Origin of the sequence: Streptomyces sp. NPDC057002 (assembly GCF_042673825.1) — a bacterium.
Lineage (GTDB): Bacteria > Actinomycetota > Actinomycetes > Streptomycetales > Streptomycetaceae > Streptomyces.
The window spans coordinates 186,747-200,517 of the sequence record NZ_JBHURZ010000011.1; the positions used below are offsets into that span (position 1 = coordinate 186,747).

15 protein-coding genes are annotated in these 13,771 nt (G+C 73.1%); 6 read left to right on the forward strand and 9 right to left on the reverse strand.

Annotation, left to right across the window (positions count from 1 at the left end; all coding sequences use genetic code 11):
* Positions 1-119: 119 nt before the first annotated feature.
* From ACFT32_RS40005 to ACFT32_RS40030, 6 genes are read left to right on the forward strand one after another with little or no spacing between them, the layout of a single operon-like run.
* Positions 120-1,136 carry an ADP-ribosylglycohydrolase family protein gene (locus tag ACFT32_RS40005; protein ID WP_382498997.1) on the forward strand — a complete coding sequence of 339 codons (1,017 nt, stop codon included), beginning with the start codon at positions 120-122 and terminating at the stop codon, positions 1,134-1,136.
* A complete protein-coding gene (locus tag ACFT32_RS40010; protein ID WP_382498998.1) occupies positions 1,133-2,347 on the forward strand; it encodes an ADP-ribosylglycohydrolase family protein in 1,215 nt (404 codons plus the stop codon). Before ACFT32_RS40005 ends, ACFT32_RS40010 begins: the two co-directional genes overlap by 4 nt.
* A 7-nt stretch (positions 2,348-2,354) precedes the next feature.
* Positions 2,355-3,524: an ADP-ribosylglycohydrolase family protein gene (locus ACFT32_RS40015; protein ID WP_382499000.1), complete on the forward strand. Its 1,170-nt coding sequence runs from the start codon at positions 2,355-2,357 to the stop codon at positions 3,522-3,524.
* The gene (locus tag ACFT32_RS40020; RefSeq protein ID WP_382499002.1) at positions 3,512-4,876 is read left to right on the forward strand and encodes an ADP-ribosylglycohydrolase family protein; all 1,365 of its coding nucleotides are present in this window, start codon (positions 3,512-3,514) and stop codon (positions 4,874-4,876) included. Before ACFT32_RS40015 ends, ACFT32_RS40020 begins: the two co-directional genes overlap by 13 nt.
* Positions 4,873-6,084: a CaiB/BaiF CoA transferase family protein gene (locus tag ACFT32_RS40025; protein WP_382499003.1), complete on the forward strand. Its 1,212-nt coding sequence runs from the start codon at positions 4,873-4,875 to the stop codon at positions 6,082-6,084. The genes ACFT32_RS40020 and ACFT32_RS40025 overlap by 4 nt, the downstream gene beginning before the upstream one ends.
* Positions 6,081-6,905, forward strand: a complete 825-nt coding sequence (locus ACFT32_RS40030; RefSeq protein WP_382499005.1) for an HpcH/HpaI aldolase/citrate lyase family protein — start codon at positions 6,081-6,083, stop codon at positions 6,903-6,905. Before ACFT32_RS40025 ends, ACFT32_RS40030 begins: the two co-directional genes overlap by 4 nt.
* Positions 6,906-6,971: 66 nt before the next feature.
* On the opposite strand, the gene lgt is transcribed toward ACFT32_RS40030, so the two are convergent.
* The 9 genes from lgt to ACFT32_RS40075 form a co-directional block, all read right to left on the reverse strand.
* A complete protein-coding gene (lgt, locus tag ACFT32_RS40035) occupies positions 6,972-7,916 on the reverse strand; it encodes a prolipoprotein diacylglyceryl transferase (RefSeq protein ID WP_382499006.1) in 945 nt (314 codons plus the stop codon).
* A gap of 84 nt (positions 7,917-8,000) precedes the next feature.
* On the reverse strand, positions 8,001-8,777 hold the full coding sequence (locus ACFT32_RS40040) for a DsbA family protein (protein WP_382499008.1): 777 nt from the start codon (positions 8,775-8,777) through the stop codon (positions 8,001-8,003).
* An 86-nt stretch (positions 8,778-8,863) separates the two neighbouring features.
* Positions 8,864-9,682 carry a tryptophan synthase subunit alpha gene (trpA, locus tag ACFT32_RS40045; RefSeq protein ID WP_382499009.1) on the reverse strand — a complete coding sequence of 273 codons (819 nt, stop codon included), beginning with the start codon at positions 9,680-9,682 and terminating at the stop codon, positions 8,864-8,866.
* A complete protein-coding gene (trpB, locus tag ACFT32_RS40050) occupies positions 9,679-10,965 on the reverse strand; it encodes a tryptophan synthase subunit beta (RefSeq protein ID WP_382499011.1) in 1,287 nt (428 codons plus the stop codon). The genes trpA and trpB overlap by 4 nt, the downstream gene beginning before the upstream one ends.
* 58 nt (positions 10,966-11,023) lie before the next feature.
* Positions 11,024-11,245, reverse strand: coding sequence for a tryptophan biosynthesis modulator TrpM (gene trpM, locus ACFT32_RS40055; RefSeq protein ID WP_382499014.1), 222 nt, complete (start codon positions 11,243-11,245; stop codon positions 11,024-11,026).
* A gap of 21 nt (positions 11,246-11,266) precedes the next feature.
* Positions 11,267-12,076 carry an indole-3-glycerol phosphate synthase TrpC gene (gene trpC, locus ACFT32_RS40060; protein WP_382499016.1) on the reverse strand — a complete coding sequence of 270 codons (810 nt, stop codon included), beginning with the start codon at positions 12,074-12,076 and terminating at the stop codon, positions 11,267-11,269.
* A gap of 139 nt (positions 12,077-12,215) precedes the next feature.
* Positions 12,216-12,650, reverse strand: a complete 435-nt coding sequence (locus ACFT32_RS40065; RefSeq protein WP_382499018.1) for a DUF2752 domain-containing protein — start codon at positions 12,648-12,650, stop codon at positions 12,216-12,218.
* An 81-nt stretch (positions 12,651-12,731) separates the two neighbouring features.
* Complete coding sequence (locus tag ACFT32_RS40070) at positions 12,732-12,983, reverse strand: HGxxPAAW family protein (protein WP_382499020.1); 252 nt, start codon at positions 12,981-12,983, stop codon at positions 12,732-12,734.
* A 124-nt stretch (positions 12,984-13,107) separates the two neighbouring features.
* Positions 13,108-13,749 carry a TIGR02234 family membrane protein gene (locus tag ACFT32_RS40075; RefSeq protein ID WP_382499021.1) on the reverse strand — a complete coding sequence of 214 codons (642 nt, stop codon included), beginning with the start codon at positions 13,747-13,749 and terminating at the stop codon, positions 13,108-13,110.
* Positions 13,750-13,771: the final 22 nt, after the last annotated feature.

Below are 13,771 nucleotides of genomic sequence, written 5' to 3' on the forward strand. Positions count from 1 at the left end.
GGCTAACCTGCGGTTTTACCCTTTTCCGCTCACTTGATCATCACCCTGCGCAGATGTCGACCGGGTGATGCTGTGGCTCCCGAGGCTCGGGGCGATCGCCGGAGTGGGACACATGCCGTATGGCATCGATCGCCTGCATCCCCTCCGTCCCGGCGCCCGGGGACGCCGCCGGACTCCGCGAACGGGCACGGGGCGCACTGCTGGGCCTGGCCGTCGGTGACGCCCTCGGGGCCCCGGCCGAGAACATGAAGCCCTCCGAGATCCGCGCCCGGTGGGGCCGTATCACCGGCTACGTCACCGACAACCCGTCCGGCACGGACGACACCGAGTACGCGATCTTCTCCGGCCTCCTCCTGGCCCGGCACGGCTCCGCGCTCACGCCGGCGCATGTGGAGGCGGCCTGGCACGAGTGGATCGCCGACCGCGACGAGGGCCCCTTCCGGGGCGCCGGCTTCAGCGAACGCGGCACGCTGGAGAACCTCCGCAGAGGCCTGGCCGCTCCCATCTCCGCCCAGCACCGGCATGCCTGGAGCGACGGGCTGGCCATGCGCGCGGCTCCCTTCGGGGTGTTCGCGGCGGGCCGCCCGGCGGAGGCGGCCCGTCTGGTCGCGATCGACGGCTCGGTGAGCCACGACGGCGAGGGCATCTACGGCGGCCAGGCGGTGGCGGCGGGCGTGGCGGCGGCGATGGCGGGCGCTCCGGCCATCGCGGTGGTGGCCGCCGCCCTCGCGGTCGTCCCCGACGACTCGTGGACGGCCCGCTGTCTGCGCCGCGCGGTGGCGGTGGCCCACCGCGGCGAACGGGCGGTCCGCTCCGCGGTCGTCATCGGCGGCTACCCCTGGACCGACCTGGCCCCCGAGGCGGTCGCCCTCGCCTTCGGCGCCTACGCGGCGGCCGACGGCGACTTCGAGCAGTCCGTCCTGACTGCGGTGAACATGGGCCGCGACGCGGACACGACGGCGGCGGTGGCGGGTGCCCTGGCGGGCGCGACGCGGGGCGTCTCGGCGATCCCGGAGGCCTGGACCACCCCCATCGGCCCGGTCCGCGGCCGATGCCTCCCGGCGATGGCGGGCTACCACGTACGGGACGTGGCGGACCTGCTGACAGCGGACCGTGAGACGGAGGTACGAGTATGAGCCCTCTGCAGGGGCCACCCGCAGCCGCCGACGGCGAAAGCGCCCCATGGGAGACCAGGACCCATGGGTTGACAGTTACGGGCGGTGCGCGGGCGGGAGACAGAAAGGCCGAAGGCCTCCTGCTCGGACTGGCCGCCGGAGACGCCGCCGGCTGGCCCGCCGCCCGCCACAGAGCTGCCCGCATGCCCGACTGGACCCGCCGCCTCACCCGCGAACTGGACACCTTCGCCGAACACAACGCCACCACCACCCTCCCCGTCCCCATCGCCCTGAACCAACCCCCCGAGCCCCTCCGCCTCGGCCCCTCCGACGACGCCGAATGGGCGGCCTTCGCCGCCGAGGCCCTCCTGCGCGCCGGCGACGACACCGTCCTGAACGACCTCAGCCGGGAACGCCGCACCCGCGCCGCGATCGACCTCACCTGGAACGCCATCGCAAGCGAGGTCGCCGCCGCGGCGGACCGCGCCCCCGAGATCGAGTCCGCCGTCCTCCCCCTGCGCGCCCGCATCTCCGTCCGCGCCGGCCTCGGCAACCTCGCCACCGGACTGCGACCGCCCGCCACCGGCCACGACAACCCGCACTACTTCGACGACGCGGCCTGCGTACGCGCCTGCGTCCTGGCCATGGCCCACCCGGGCGACCCGGGCCGCGCCGCGGCACTCGCCGAGTTCGACGCCCGCTACACCCAGGACGGCGACGGCGTCCACGGCGCCCGCGCGATGGCCGCGGCCCTCGCCCTCGCCCTGGCCGGGGCGAACGTCGACGCCTGCGTCACGGCGGCCCTCGCCGAACTCCCCGAGGAGACGGAGATCGGCCGCAACGCCCGGCACGCACTGCGTCTCGCCGCCGCCGCGGACAGCGCCTTCGCCCTGGTCCCGCCCCTGGAACACCAGATCGTCGACCACGTCTACAGCTACGGCATCGCCGCCGCCGAAACGGTCCCGGTCGCCCTCGCACTGGCCACCGCCGCCCGCGGCCGCATCGCGGAGGCGGTCCCGGCGGCGGCCTGTCTGTCCCGGGTCGCGGACTCCGCCCCGGCCCTGGCGGGCGCCCTCACCGGCGCGCTGGGCGGCGGTGCCTCGATCCCGGCCTCCTGGCGGGAGACCTGCCGCACGCTCTCCGGCTGCGTCCTGCCCCGCCTCACCGGCACCGACCTCGTAGAACTCGCCGAACTCCTGGAAGCCGCACAACCGTCCCTCCCAGGTGGATGATGCGGCCATGAAGCCCAAATCCCACCAAAACGCCCCGTTGGACGAGCGGATCACCGGTGCCCTGGTAGGAGCCGCCGTCGGCGACGCCCTCGGCGGCCCCGTCGAGGGCTACTCCCCCGAGCAGATCCTGGAACGCCACGGCGGCCGCGTCCACGGCATCGTCGGCCCCTGGCACGGCGACGCATGGCGCACGGCCCGCCCCCTCGCCCCGTACCACAAGGGCGACGGCCACGTCACCGACGACACCTTGATGACCCACGCCCTGATCCGCGTCTACGCCCGGGTCCGCGACCACCTGGACGCCTACGCGGTCGCCGACCACCTCGTCCCCGACCTGATGACCGAGCCACGCTGGATCCCGGAACTGGAGAGCGAGGCGCTCCCCCTCCAACGGATCTTCCTGGCCGAGAAATGGCTGGTGACGAGGATCCACTACGGCCATGCCGACCCGCGCGAGGCCGGCACCGGCAACGTCGTCAACTGCGGCGCGGCGATGTACATGGCCCCGGTCGGCCTGGTCAACGCGGCCGACCCCCGTGCCGCCTACGCCGAGGCCCTCGACATCGCGGGCGCGCACCAGTCGTCGTACGGCCGTGAGGCGGCCGGCGTCCTGGCCGCGGCGGTCGCGGCGGCGTGCACGCCCGGGGCGACCCCGGACTCGGTCGTCTCGACATGCCTCTCCCTCGCCAAGGACGGCACCCGCACCGCCATCGAACGGGTCTGTGAGGAGGCCTCCCGGCACACGGACTTCGAGTCGGCGCTGCGCCCCCTGCGCGAGGCGGTGGCCCCCTACGACACGGTGGGCCCCGACTACCGCTCCCCCTCCCTCGGCGCCCGCCGCCCTTCCCGCCTGCACGCGATCGAGGAACTCCCCGTAGCCCTGGGCATGTTGCTCGTGGCCCGGGGCGACTACCGCCACGCGGTCCTCGGCGCGGTGAACTACGGCCGTGACTGCGACTCCATCGCCACGATGGCAGGGGCCATGGCCGGCGCCCTCGGCTCGCCGATCCCCCAGGACTGGTCCAAGACGGTCGCGGAGGCCAGCCGTCTGGACCTCTGGGAACCGGCTACGACCCTCACCGCCGTCACCCGCGAGATCTTCGCCCGGGACGTGTCCCGCCGCCGCGCCCACGAAGAGGCCTTCGCGTCCCTCGGAGGCCCGGAATGCTCCGACTGACCTGGGTCCAGCCGGAGGACCTGATCGGCCACGAACTCCGCCAGGCATCCCAGGACGGCCGTGAGCCGAAGGCGATCGCGGCCCACTGGCGAGCGGCAGGCGGCCCGGAGGCCCCCCTCACAGCAGGAGCGTCCCCGACCCCCGCCTCCCGCTACCTCCGCCGGCTGGCAGAAGACCTCCTGGACGAACTGGCGGACCTGCCGAGCGCCTTGACGGACGACGAGCCAACGGACCTGGAGGGAATCAAGTCGGCCTGCGCGAACTGGCCGCTGCCTGCGGGCAGTCGAGCCGCCGCCACGCCGCAGCACCTCGAAGCCGCCTGGCTGGGCCGAGCCGTCGGCTGCCTCCTGGGCAAGCCAGTGGAAAAGCTTCCCCTCGAAGCGATCCGCCAACTGGCCGGAGCCACCGGCAACTGGCCCCTCACCACCTACTTCACAGCCCGAGGCGTCCCCGAAGACCTCCTCACCGCACACCCCTGGAACCGCCGCTCGGCGACCACCTCCCTCGCCGAGAACATCGACGGCATGCCCGAGGACGACGACCTCAACTACCCCCTCCTCAACCTCCTCGTCCTCCAACGCCACGGCAGCACCTTCACCACCACGGACGTGGCCCGCACCTGGCTCGACGAACTCCCCGCCGGCCGCACCTTCACCGCCGAGCGCATCGCCTACCGCAACCTCCTCACCGGCCTGGAACCCCCGCACACCGCCCGCCACCGCAACCCGTTCCGCGAGTGGATCGGCGCCCTGATCCGCGCCGACGTCCACGGCTGGACCAACCCCGGCGACCCGGCCGCCGCCGCGGAACGGGCGCACCGCGACGCCACCCTCACCCACACCGCCAACGGCGTCTACGCGGCGATGTTCGCGGCAGCCACCCTCGCGGCCGCCGCGACCGGCGAACACGACATCCACGCCTGCCTGCGCACCGGCCTCACCGTCGTCCCCCCACGCTCCCGCCTCGCCCGAGCCGTCCGCGACGCCGTCCGACTGGCGGGGGAACACGACGACTTCGACAAGGTCGTGGACGAACTCCACGCCGCCCACTCCCCCACGTACCACTGGGTGCACGCCGTCCCCAACACCGCCCTGATCGCCGCCGCCCTCACCCATGCGAACGGCGACTTCCCCGGCTCCATCTGCCGTGCCGTGAGCGGCGGTTGGGACACCGACTCCAACGGCGCGACGGCCGGCAGCGTCGCCGGCCTGCTGGCAGGACACCCGGCGGCCCTCCCCGACCGCTGGACGGCCCCGTTGAAGAACCGTCTCGCCACATCCATCGGCGACTTCGACGGCATCGGCTTCGACGCACTCGCCCACCTCACGCACCGGGAGACCCACCGCCCATGACCGCCGCCACGACCGCGCCCGGGACCACTCCCCTCACCGGCCTCCGCGTCCTCGACCTCGCCACCCTCTTCGCCGGCCCGCTCGCCGCGACCCTGCTCGGCGATTTCGGCGCCGAGGTCGTGAAGGTCGAGCACCCGTCGAAACCGGACCCCTCCCGCGGCCACGGACCGTCGAAGGACGGAGTGGGCCTGTGGTGGAAGATGCTCGGCCGCAACAAGCGCACCATCACCCTGGACCTGTCGAAACCGGGCGGCCGCACCACCCTCCTGCGCCTCGCCGCCACGGCCGACGTGGTCATCGAGAACTTCCGCCCCGGCACCCTGGAGAAGTGGGACCTGGGCTGGCCGGAGCTGTCGGCCGCCAACCCCCGCCTGGTCCTGGCCCGTGTCACCGCCTTCGGCCAGTTCGGCCCCTACGCTCATCGCCCCGGCTTCGGCACCCTCGCCGAGGCGATGAGCGGCTTCGCCGCGATCACCGGCGAACCGGACGCGCCCCCGACCCTCCCGCCGTTCGGCCTGGCCGACTCCATCGCGGGTCTGACGACGGCGTACGCGGTGATGACCGCGCTGGCGGCACGCGAGCGCACCGGCGAGGGCCAGGTCGTCGACATGGCCCTGATCGAACCGATCCTGGCCGCCCTCGGCCCCCAGCCCCTCTGGTACGACCAGCTCGGCCACGTCCAGCCCCGCACCGGCAACCGCTCCCCCAACAACGCCCCGCGCGGCGTCTACCGCACGGCGGACGGCACCTGGGTCGCGGTCTCGACGTCGGCCCAGTCGGTCGCGGAGCGCGTGATGCACCTGGTGGGCCGCCCCGAACTGATCGACGAACCGTGGTTCGCCACGGGCGCCGACCGGGCCCGCCACGCCGACCTCCTGGACGAGGCGGTCGGCTCCTGGATCGCCGCGCGCACCCGCACGGACGTCCTGGCGGCCTTCGAGAAGGCGGAGGCGGCGGTGGCCCCGGTCCAGGACGTCCGGGACGTGATGGCGGACCCCCAGTACCAGGCCCTGAACACCATCACCACGGTCGACGACCCGGAACTGGGCCCCCTGCGCATGCAGAACGTCCTCTTCCGTCTCTCCGCGACGCCCGGCGCGATCCGCTGGGCCGGCCGCCCGCACGGCGCCGACACGGTCGAGGTCCTGACCGAGCTGGGCCTGTCCCCGTCCGACGTCACGGCGCTGCGCGCGGAGGGCGCCCTGTGACGGCGGCCTACCCGCTCACCTGGCTGTACGCCCCGGGCGACCGCCCGCAGGTGGTGGCGAAGGCGCTCGCCTCCGGCGCCGACATCGTCGTCGTCGACCTGGAGGACGCGGTCGCCCCGGACCGCAAGGCCTACGCCCGCGCCGCCACGGCCGACCTGCTCGGCGACCTGCCGCCGATCCCGGTCCACGTCCGCGTCAACGCCCTGGACACCCCGTGGGGCGCGCCGGACATCGCGGCCGTGTCCCGCGCTCCCGGCCTCTGCGCCCTGCGACTCCCCAAGATCACCTCACCCACCGAGGTCGTCCGGATCGCCGAGCGCGCCGTCTCCCCGGGGCTGCCCTTGTACGCCCTCCTGGAGACGGCCCTCGGTGTGGAACAGGCGTATGCCGTCGCCACGGCCCATCCGACCCTGCGGGGCATCGCGCTCGGGGAGGCGGACCTGCGGGCCGACCTGGGCGTACGGGACGACGCGGGTCTCGACTGGTCCCGCTCCCGGGTGATCGTGGCCGCCCGGGCCGCAGGCCTGCCCCCGCCGGCGCAGTCGGTCCACCCGGACGTCCGCGACCTGGCGGGCCTGGCCGCCTCCTGCGCCCACGGCCGTGCCCTGGGTTTCCTGGGCCGCGCGGCGATCCACCCACGTCAGCTGCCGGTCATCGAACGTGCCTTTCTGCCGACCGAGGGGGAGATCGAACAGGCGGAGACGGTCCTCAAGGCGGCGGCGACGCAGCAGGGCGCCCAGGCTCTCCCGGACGGGAGCTTCGTCGACGCGGCGGTGGTGACGGCGGCCCAGCGCACACTGTCCCTGGCCCGCCGCCGCTGAGACACACCGAGGGCGCCCGGAACATCTCCGGGCGCCCTCGGTCACGCGTACACGTACGGCGGACGGTCAGGTCTTCTTCGCCGACCCGGCCCCGTCCTTGGCCTCGTCGTCCTTCGCCTCGCCCTCGGCTTCGCCGTCCTCGTCGGCGGCGTCAGCGGCCTTCTCGCCCTTGTCGGCTTCACCGACGGAGGCCTCCGCACCGGGCTCCACGACCTCTTCCCGGCCGGGGCTCTTCTTCGACGAGATCACCAGGTAGGCGACCGCGAGCAGGAACACGAAGATCGCGGTCCACACGTTCAGCCGGAGGCCCAGGATGTGGTGGGCGTCGTCGACGCGCATGTACTCGATCCACCCACGCCCCGCGCAGTACGCGGCGACGTACAGCGCGAACGCCCGCCCGTGTCCGAGCCGGAAGCGGCGGTCGGCCCAGATGACCAGGACCGCGACACCGATGCACCACAGCGACTCGTACAGGAACGTCGGGTGGTAGGTGCCCGGCACCCGCCCGTCCGCCGAGGACGTGATCTCCAGGGCCCACGGCAGGTCGGTCGGCTTGCCGTACAGCTCCTGGTTGAACCAGTTGCCCCAGCGGCCGATGGCCTGCGCGAGGGCGATACCGGGGGCGACGGCGTCGGCGTAGGCCGGCATCGGGATGCCCCGGCGGCGGCAGCCGATCCACGCGCCCAGCGCGCCCAGCGCGATCGCGCCCCAGATACCGAGACCGCCCTCCCAGATCTTGAAGGCGTCCACCCAGTCACGGCCCTCGCTGAAGTACAGCTCGTAGTCCGTGATCACGTGGTAGAGCCGGCCGCCGACCAGACCGAAGGGCACGGCCCAGACCGCGATGTCGGCCACCGTGCCGGCCCGCCCGCCCCGGGCGATCCAGCGCTTGTTGCCGAGCCAGACGGCAACGAAGACGCCGATGATGATGCAGAACGCGTAGCCGCGCAGCGGAATGGGGCCGAGGTACAGCACCCCGCGCGACGGGCTGGGAATGAAGGCAAGTTCCATGGCAAGGTCGACGCTACCCTGCCGCGCCGGGCCCACGGCAGGCAGCCCGGCTACGGGTCCATAACGGGGGCGTGAGAAAAGCCTTTACCCCTTGTTCGCCTCCAGCACCATCTTCTTCAGCTTCGCGGGGGTCATCGCCCGGTCCTGGTAGATGTTCTCGCCCTTGAACAGCACGGTCGGCGTGCCCGAGAAGCCGCCCTTGTCGAACGCCTGGTGGGACTTGGCGACCCAGCCGTTGTGCGTGCCGTTCTGCACGCACTTGCGGAAGGCGGGGGTGTCCAGGCCGTCGACCTTGCCGGCCAGCTCGATCAGCTTGTCGTTGTCGGCGTAGGCGTCGTCGACCTCGGGGGGCTGGTTGTCGAAGAGCACGTCGTGGTACGCGGGGTACTTCCCGGCGTCCTGGGCGCAGGCCGCGGCGTTGGCAGCGTTCCGGGAGCCGGTGCCGCCCATGTTGCCGTCGATGAGGGTGACCAGGTGGTACTCCGTCTTCAGCGCGCCGGCCTCGGTCAGCTCGTGGATCACCGGCCGGTACGTCGTCTCGAAGGACTTGCAGGCCGGGCAGCGGAAGTCCTCCCACACCGTGAGCGTGGACTTGGCGCTGTCCTTGCCGACCGGGATGGCGAGGCCGTCCTTGCCCTGCGCTCCCGAGGGAGCCACGACCGGGCCCGACGCCTCGCTTTCGTCGTCCTTGCCGGCGTTGGCGGCGACGACGCCGATCACCGCCGCGAGACCCAGGACGGCGACAACGGCCCCGCCCACGATCAGCGCGCGCCGGCGCTTGTCCGCGGACTTCTGCTTCTCGCGCTCGACCGCCAGCTTCTCCCGGGCGGTGCGCTTTCCCTCACGGTTCTTCTCGCTCACACCCCGGAAACGAACCGGGGAGGCGCAGCGCGCCTCCCCAGCCCCAGGTCCACCCGTACGAGGGACCGGTATGACTTCCCGGTTTCTTACGCCTGTCCGCGCACGCCCTTCGCGAGGTCGCCGGCGAGCGCCCGTACCGCCTCGACACCGGCCGCGTCGTCCGGCGCGTCCAGCATGGCCTTGACGAACGCCGAGCCGACGATCACGCCGTCGGCGAAGCGGGCGACCTCGGCGGCCTGGGTGGCGTTGGAGACGCCGAGCCCCACGCAGACCGGCAGGCCGGTGCCCGTGGCGCGGGTGCGTTCCACCAGGTTCTCGGCCTGCGAGCTGACGGTCGCGCGGGTGCCGGTGACGCCCATGAGGGAAGCGGCGTAGACGAAGCCGCTGCCCGCGGCGGTGATGTCCGCGAGCCGCTCGTCCTTGCTGCTGGGGGCGACGACGAAGACCGTGGCGAGCCCGTGCTTCTCCGCGTGCTCCCTCCACAGCGCCGACTCCTGCACGGGCAGGTCGGGCAGGATGCACCCGGCGCCGCCCGCCTCGGCGAGCTCGGCCGTGAACCGCTCGACGCCGTAGCGGTCGATGGGGTTCCAGTACGTCATGACCAGGATGGGCTTGCCGGTGGCCCGGTGGGCCTCGCGGACGGTGCGCATCACGTCGGCGATCTTGACGCCGCCGCGCAGGGCGATGTCGTCGGCGGTCTGGATGACGGGACCGTCGAGGACGGGGTCGCTGTGCGGCAGGCCCACCTCGACGACGTCGGCGCCGCCGTCGATGACGGCCTTGATCGCCTCGATGCCGCCGTCCACGGTCGGGAACCCGGCCGGCAGGTAGGCGATGAGGGCGGACCTGCCCTCGGACTTCGCCGCTGCGAGGGTGTCGCCCAGCAGCTTGATGTTCCCGCTCACTTGGCGTCCCCCTCGATCTCGGCGGTGTCGGTGTCAGCGTCGGCGGCGACCTCGGCGTCGGTGTCGTAGAGGCCGAAGTAGCGCGCTGCGGTGTCCATGTCCTTGTCGCCGCGGCCGGACAGGTTGACCACGATCAGCCCGTCCTTGCCCAGCTCCTTGCCGACCTCGAGGGCACCGGCCAGCGCGTGGGCGCTCTCGATGGCCGGGATGATGCCCTCGGTGCGGGACAGCAGGCGCAGGGCCTGCATGGCCGCGTCGTCCGTGACCGCGCGGTACTCGCCGCGGCCGGAGTCCTTGAGGTAGGAGTGCTCGGGGCCGATGCCCGGGTAGTCCAGACCGGCCGAGATCGAGTACGGCTCGGTGATCTGGCCCTCCTCGTCCTGGAGGACGTAGGAGCGCGAGCCGTGCAGGATGCCGGGCTCGCCCGCGGTCAGGGTGGCCGCGTGCTCACCGGTCTCGACGCCGTGGCCCGCCGGCTCGCAGCCGATGAGGCGTACGTCCGGATCCGGGATGAAGGCGTGGAAGAGGCCGATGGCGTTGGAGCCGCCGCCGACGCAGGCGACGGCCGCGTCGGGGAGGCGCCCGGCGCGCTCCAGGAGCTGGCGGCGGGTCTCGACGCCGATGACCCGGTGGAAGTCGCGGACCATGGCCGGGAAGGGGTGCGGGCCGGCGACCGTACCGAAGAGGTAGTGCGTGTGGTCGACGTTGGCGACCCAGTCGCGGAAGGCCTCGTTGATGGCGTCCTTCAGCGTGCGGCTGCCGGACTTCACGGCGATGACCTCGGCGCCGAGCATCCGCATGCGGGCGACGTTGAGGGCCTGGCGCTGGGTGTCGATCTCGCCCATGTAGATCGTGCACTCGAGGCCGAAGAGCGCGCACGCGGTGGCCGTGGCGACGCCGTGCTGGCCGGCGCCCGTCTCGGCGATGACGCGGGTCTTGCCCATGCGCTTGGTGAGCAGGGCCTGGCCGAGCACGTTGTTGATCTTGTGGGAGCCGGTGTGGTTGAGGTCTTCCCGCTTCAGGAAGATCCGGGCGCCGCCCGCCTGCGCGGCGAAGCGGGGGACCTCGGTGAGCGCCGAGGGGCGGCCGGTGTAGTTGACCAGGAGGTCGTCGAGTTCCCTGGCGAACTCGGGGTCGTGCTTGGCCTTGTCGTATTCGACGGCTACCTCGTCGACTGCGGCGACGAGGGCCTCCGGGATGAACTTGCCGCCGAACGCCCCGAAGTAGCCTTCGGGGCTGGGGGTTTGACCCTCCGGGTCAGGGATGAAGAACTGGCTGGGCATGCGGATACCTCACGGTGAGTGTGTGTGGAATGCACTGATCGCCGTGGGGGCAAGGGTCTCAGTCGGCTGCGGGACCGCCGTGGCTGGTCGCGCAGTTCCCCGCGCCCCCAAAAGAAGGGCGCTGCTGCCATCGCATGCCATTCACCTGGCCCGGCTCGTCACCGATGACGTAGCGCACGCGGCGGCCGTGTACCCGGCGGGCCGGGGCTCGGCAGCCGCGGGGGCGGCAGCCGCGCGCGAGGCGGGCGTACCGGTCCACGGTCGTCATGGTGAGAGTCATCGGGGCAAGCCTAGCGGGTGATCAGCTCCGGCCGTGCCGGAGCGCGGGGTGCTCGCCCGCCGCCACCAGGTCGGAGACCGCCGTCTTGGGGTCCTTGCCGGTGACGAGGGACTCGCCGACCAGGACCGCGTCGGCGCCGGCGTTGGCGTAGGCGATGAGGTCGTGCGGGCCGCGGACGCCGGACTCGGCGATCTTGATGATGCGGTCGGGGATCTCGGGGGCCACGCGCTCGAAGGTGCCGCGGTCGACCTCGAGGGTCTTGAGGTTGCGCGCGTTGACGCCGATCACGCGGGCGCCGGCGTCGACCGCGCGCTCGACCTCGTCCTCGTCGTGCACCTCGACCAGCGGCGTGAGCCCGATGGACTCGGCGCGCTCGATGAGGGACTCAAGGGCGGGCTGTTCGAGGGCCGCGACGATCAGCAGGATGACGTCGGCGCCGTAGGCCCGGGCCTCCCAGAGCTGGTACGACGTGACGATGAAGTCCTTGCGCAGGACCGGGATGTCGACGCGGGCGCGGACCGCCTCGAGGTCGGCGAGCGAGCCGCCGAAGCGCCGCTGCTCCGTCAGCACCGAGATGACGGCCGCGCCGCCCGCCTCGTAGTCCGCGGCGAGCCCGGCCGGGTCGGCGATCGCGGCCAGCGCGCCCTTGGACGGGCTGGAGCGCTTGACCTCGCAGATGACCTTGACGCCGTCGCCGCGCAGCGCGGCCGCGCCGTCCTTGGCCGCGGGAGCCTTCGCCGCGCGCTCCTTGAGCTCGTCGAGGCTGACGCGCGCCTGCCGCTCCGCGAGGTCGGCACGGACTCCGTCGATGATCTCGTCGAGCACACTCACGCGAGCGGCCCCCTTCCAGACGCTTGACAGTTCCAGCGACCAGTCGAAAACCGATGGTCACTGCGATGGTATCCGCAGCGGGGCGTAGGCCTCACATCCGGTTGACGCCGGTCCCACTACCTGGACGTCTGCCAGTTGATCAAGGGTGGAGCCAGCCGCCGAAGGGCAGGTTCCGGACAACGGTGAAGACCAGCAGCAACGCGCCGAGGCTCCACACCAGCACCGGCCGGGGATCGATCCGCAGCGGGCGCCCGCGTACGGCGTGGACCACCCATACGGTCCACAGTACGGCGAAGCCCAGATAGCCGAGGACGGCGAGCGCGTTGTCCTGGAGCGCCGCCGGGAGGTCGCCGTGGACGAAGGCGTGCGCGCTGCGCAGTCCGCCGCAGCCGGGGCAGTACAGGCCGGTGTAGCGCAGCAGCGGGCAGACGGGGTAGTGGCCGGGTTCGTTGGGGTCCACCGTGCCCACGTAGGCGAAGGCGGCGGCGACGGCCGCGAGCACCCCGGCGGGGGCGGCCAGGCGGCCGGGGACGCCGCGCGTCACCCTTCGGCTGTCGGTGTTCACGGTACGCATTGTGCCCCGCACGCGCGTGAGGGGCGGTCCCGGCACCCGAGTGCCGGCCGCCCCTCACGCGACAACGCGGTGTTCCGGGGTTCAGCCCTCGGCGCGGGCCGGCTCGCGGTCGCCCGTCATCGCGTGCGGCTGGTGCAGGTCCTTGGGCTGGCCCATGCCCATCGCCCGCATGGCCGCGCCGACGACACCGCCGAGCAGCACGACCACCATGCCCGCCCAGAAGCCCACCGGCTGGTCCAACACCATGAACGCGCCCGCGACGCAGAAACCGATGAAGGCGATCGTGACACCGGTCCAGGCGGCCGGGGTGTGACCGTGGCTGCTGCCCGCCATTGCTTGCTCCTCGTTGCTGTGTGCGTGTCTGAGCAGGACGCTCGCGCCCATTGTCCCGCACGGGCGCGCGTCCGGTGAGCGGGGGTGCTCCCTCCGCTTCTCCGTGCCCCGCCCGTGTGCGGCGTTATGCCCCGGTCGGGTCCTCGCCCCGGTCGAGTGCCTTCCACAGGTCCTCGGGCCGGTCGGGGTCGACGGCGGGGGCCTTGCGGCGCGGCCGGGGCGTGCCGTCCCGCTCGTAGCGGCCGGACATCGCGGGCCACAGCCGGCCGTAGCGCAGGGCGAGCAGTCCGGCCAGGAGGAGCAGGACGCCCCCGACGGCCGCGACGTAGGGCCAGGCGGTGTGGCTGAGGGCCGCGACGGAGGCGGAGGTGTCGCCGGAGGCCTCGGCGGCCTTCTCGTCGAGTGCGGAGCTGTCGGAGGCGCCGAGCAGGGCGGCGGCGACGGTGCCCGCGCCGGAGAGCGCCAGCAGGGCGGCCACCACGACGCGGCCGCCCCGGCGGACGGCGAAGACGGCGACGAGGGCGGCGAGGCCCACGATGGCGAGCGCCGCGGGCACGCCCGTGACGTCGCTGCCCGTGGCGGTCAGGGGGAAGGCGCCACCGGCCACCGTCGCGGTGCCCTCCGACCAGCTCTGCCGGGTGGCGAGCAGCGCCACGGCCGCGCCGAGCGCGCCGCACAGCAGTGCGACGGCGAGGCTCAGGCGGCCGGCCCGGGCGGATCCGGAGGCTTGGGAACGTGGGTGCGGTACAGCAGTCACGTACCCCACTATCGCCTGAACCCCGGGCGAA

Bases quoted from the DNA above. Each gene is read 5' to 3' on its own strand.
- lgt (WP_382499006.1), bottom strand. From the start codon at position 7,916: ATGGAACTTGCCTTCATTCCCAGCCCGTCGCGCGGGGTGCTGTACCTC.
- ACFT32_RS40025 (WP_382499003.1), top strand. From the start codon at position 4,873: ATGACCGCCGCCACGACCGCGCCCGGGACCACTCCCCTCACCGGCCTC.
- ACFT32_RS40015 (WP_382499000.1), top strand. From the start codon at position 2,355: ATGAAGCCCAAATCCCACCAAAACGCCCCGTTGGACGAGCGGATCACC.
- ACFT32_RS40020 (WP_382499002.1), top strand. From the start codon at position 3,512: ATGCTCCGACTGACCTGGGTCCAGCCGGAGGACCTGATCGGCCACGAA.
- ACFT32_RS40010 (WP_382498998.1), top strand. From the start codon at position 1,133: ATGAGCCCTCTGCAGGGGCCACCCGCAGCCGCCGACGGCGAAAGCGCC.
- trpM (WP_382499014.1), bottom strand. From the start codon at position 11,245: ATGACTCTCACCATGACGACCGTGGACCGGTACGCCCGCCTCGCGCGC.
- ACFT32_RS40005 (WP_382498997.1), top strand. From the start codon at position 120: ATGGCATCGATCGCCTGCATCCCCTCCGTCCCGGCGCCCGGGGACGCC.
- ACFT32_RS40070 (WP_382499020.1), bottom strand. From the start codon at position 12,983: ATGGCGGGCAGCAGCCACGGTCACACCCCGGCCGCCTGGACCGGTGTC.
- trpB (WP_382499011.1), bottom strand. From the start codon at position 10,965: ATGCCCAGCCAGTTCTTCATCCCTGACCCGGAGGGTCAAACCCCCAGC.
- ACFT32_RS40065 (WP_382499018.1), bottom strand. From the start codon at position 12,650: ATGCGTACCGTGAACACCGACAGCCGAAGGGTGACGCGCGGCGTCCCC.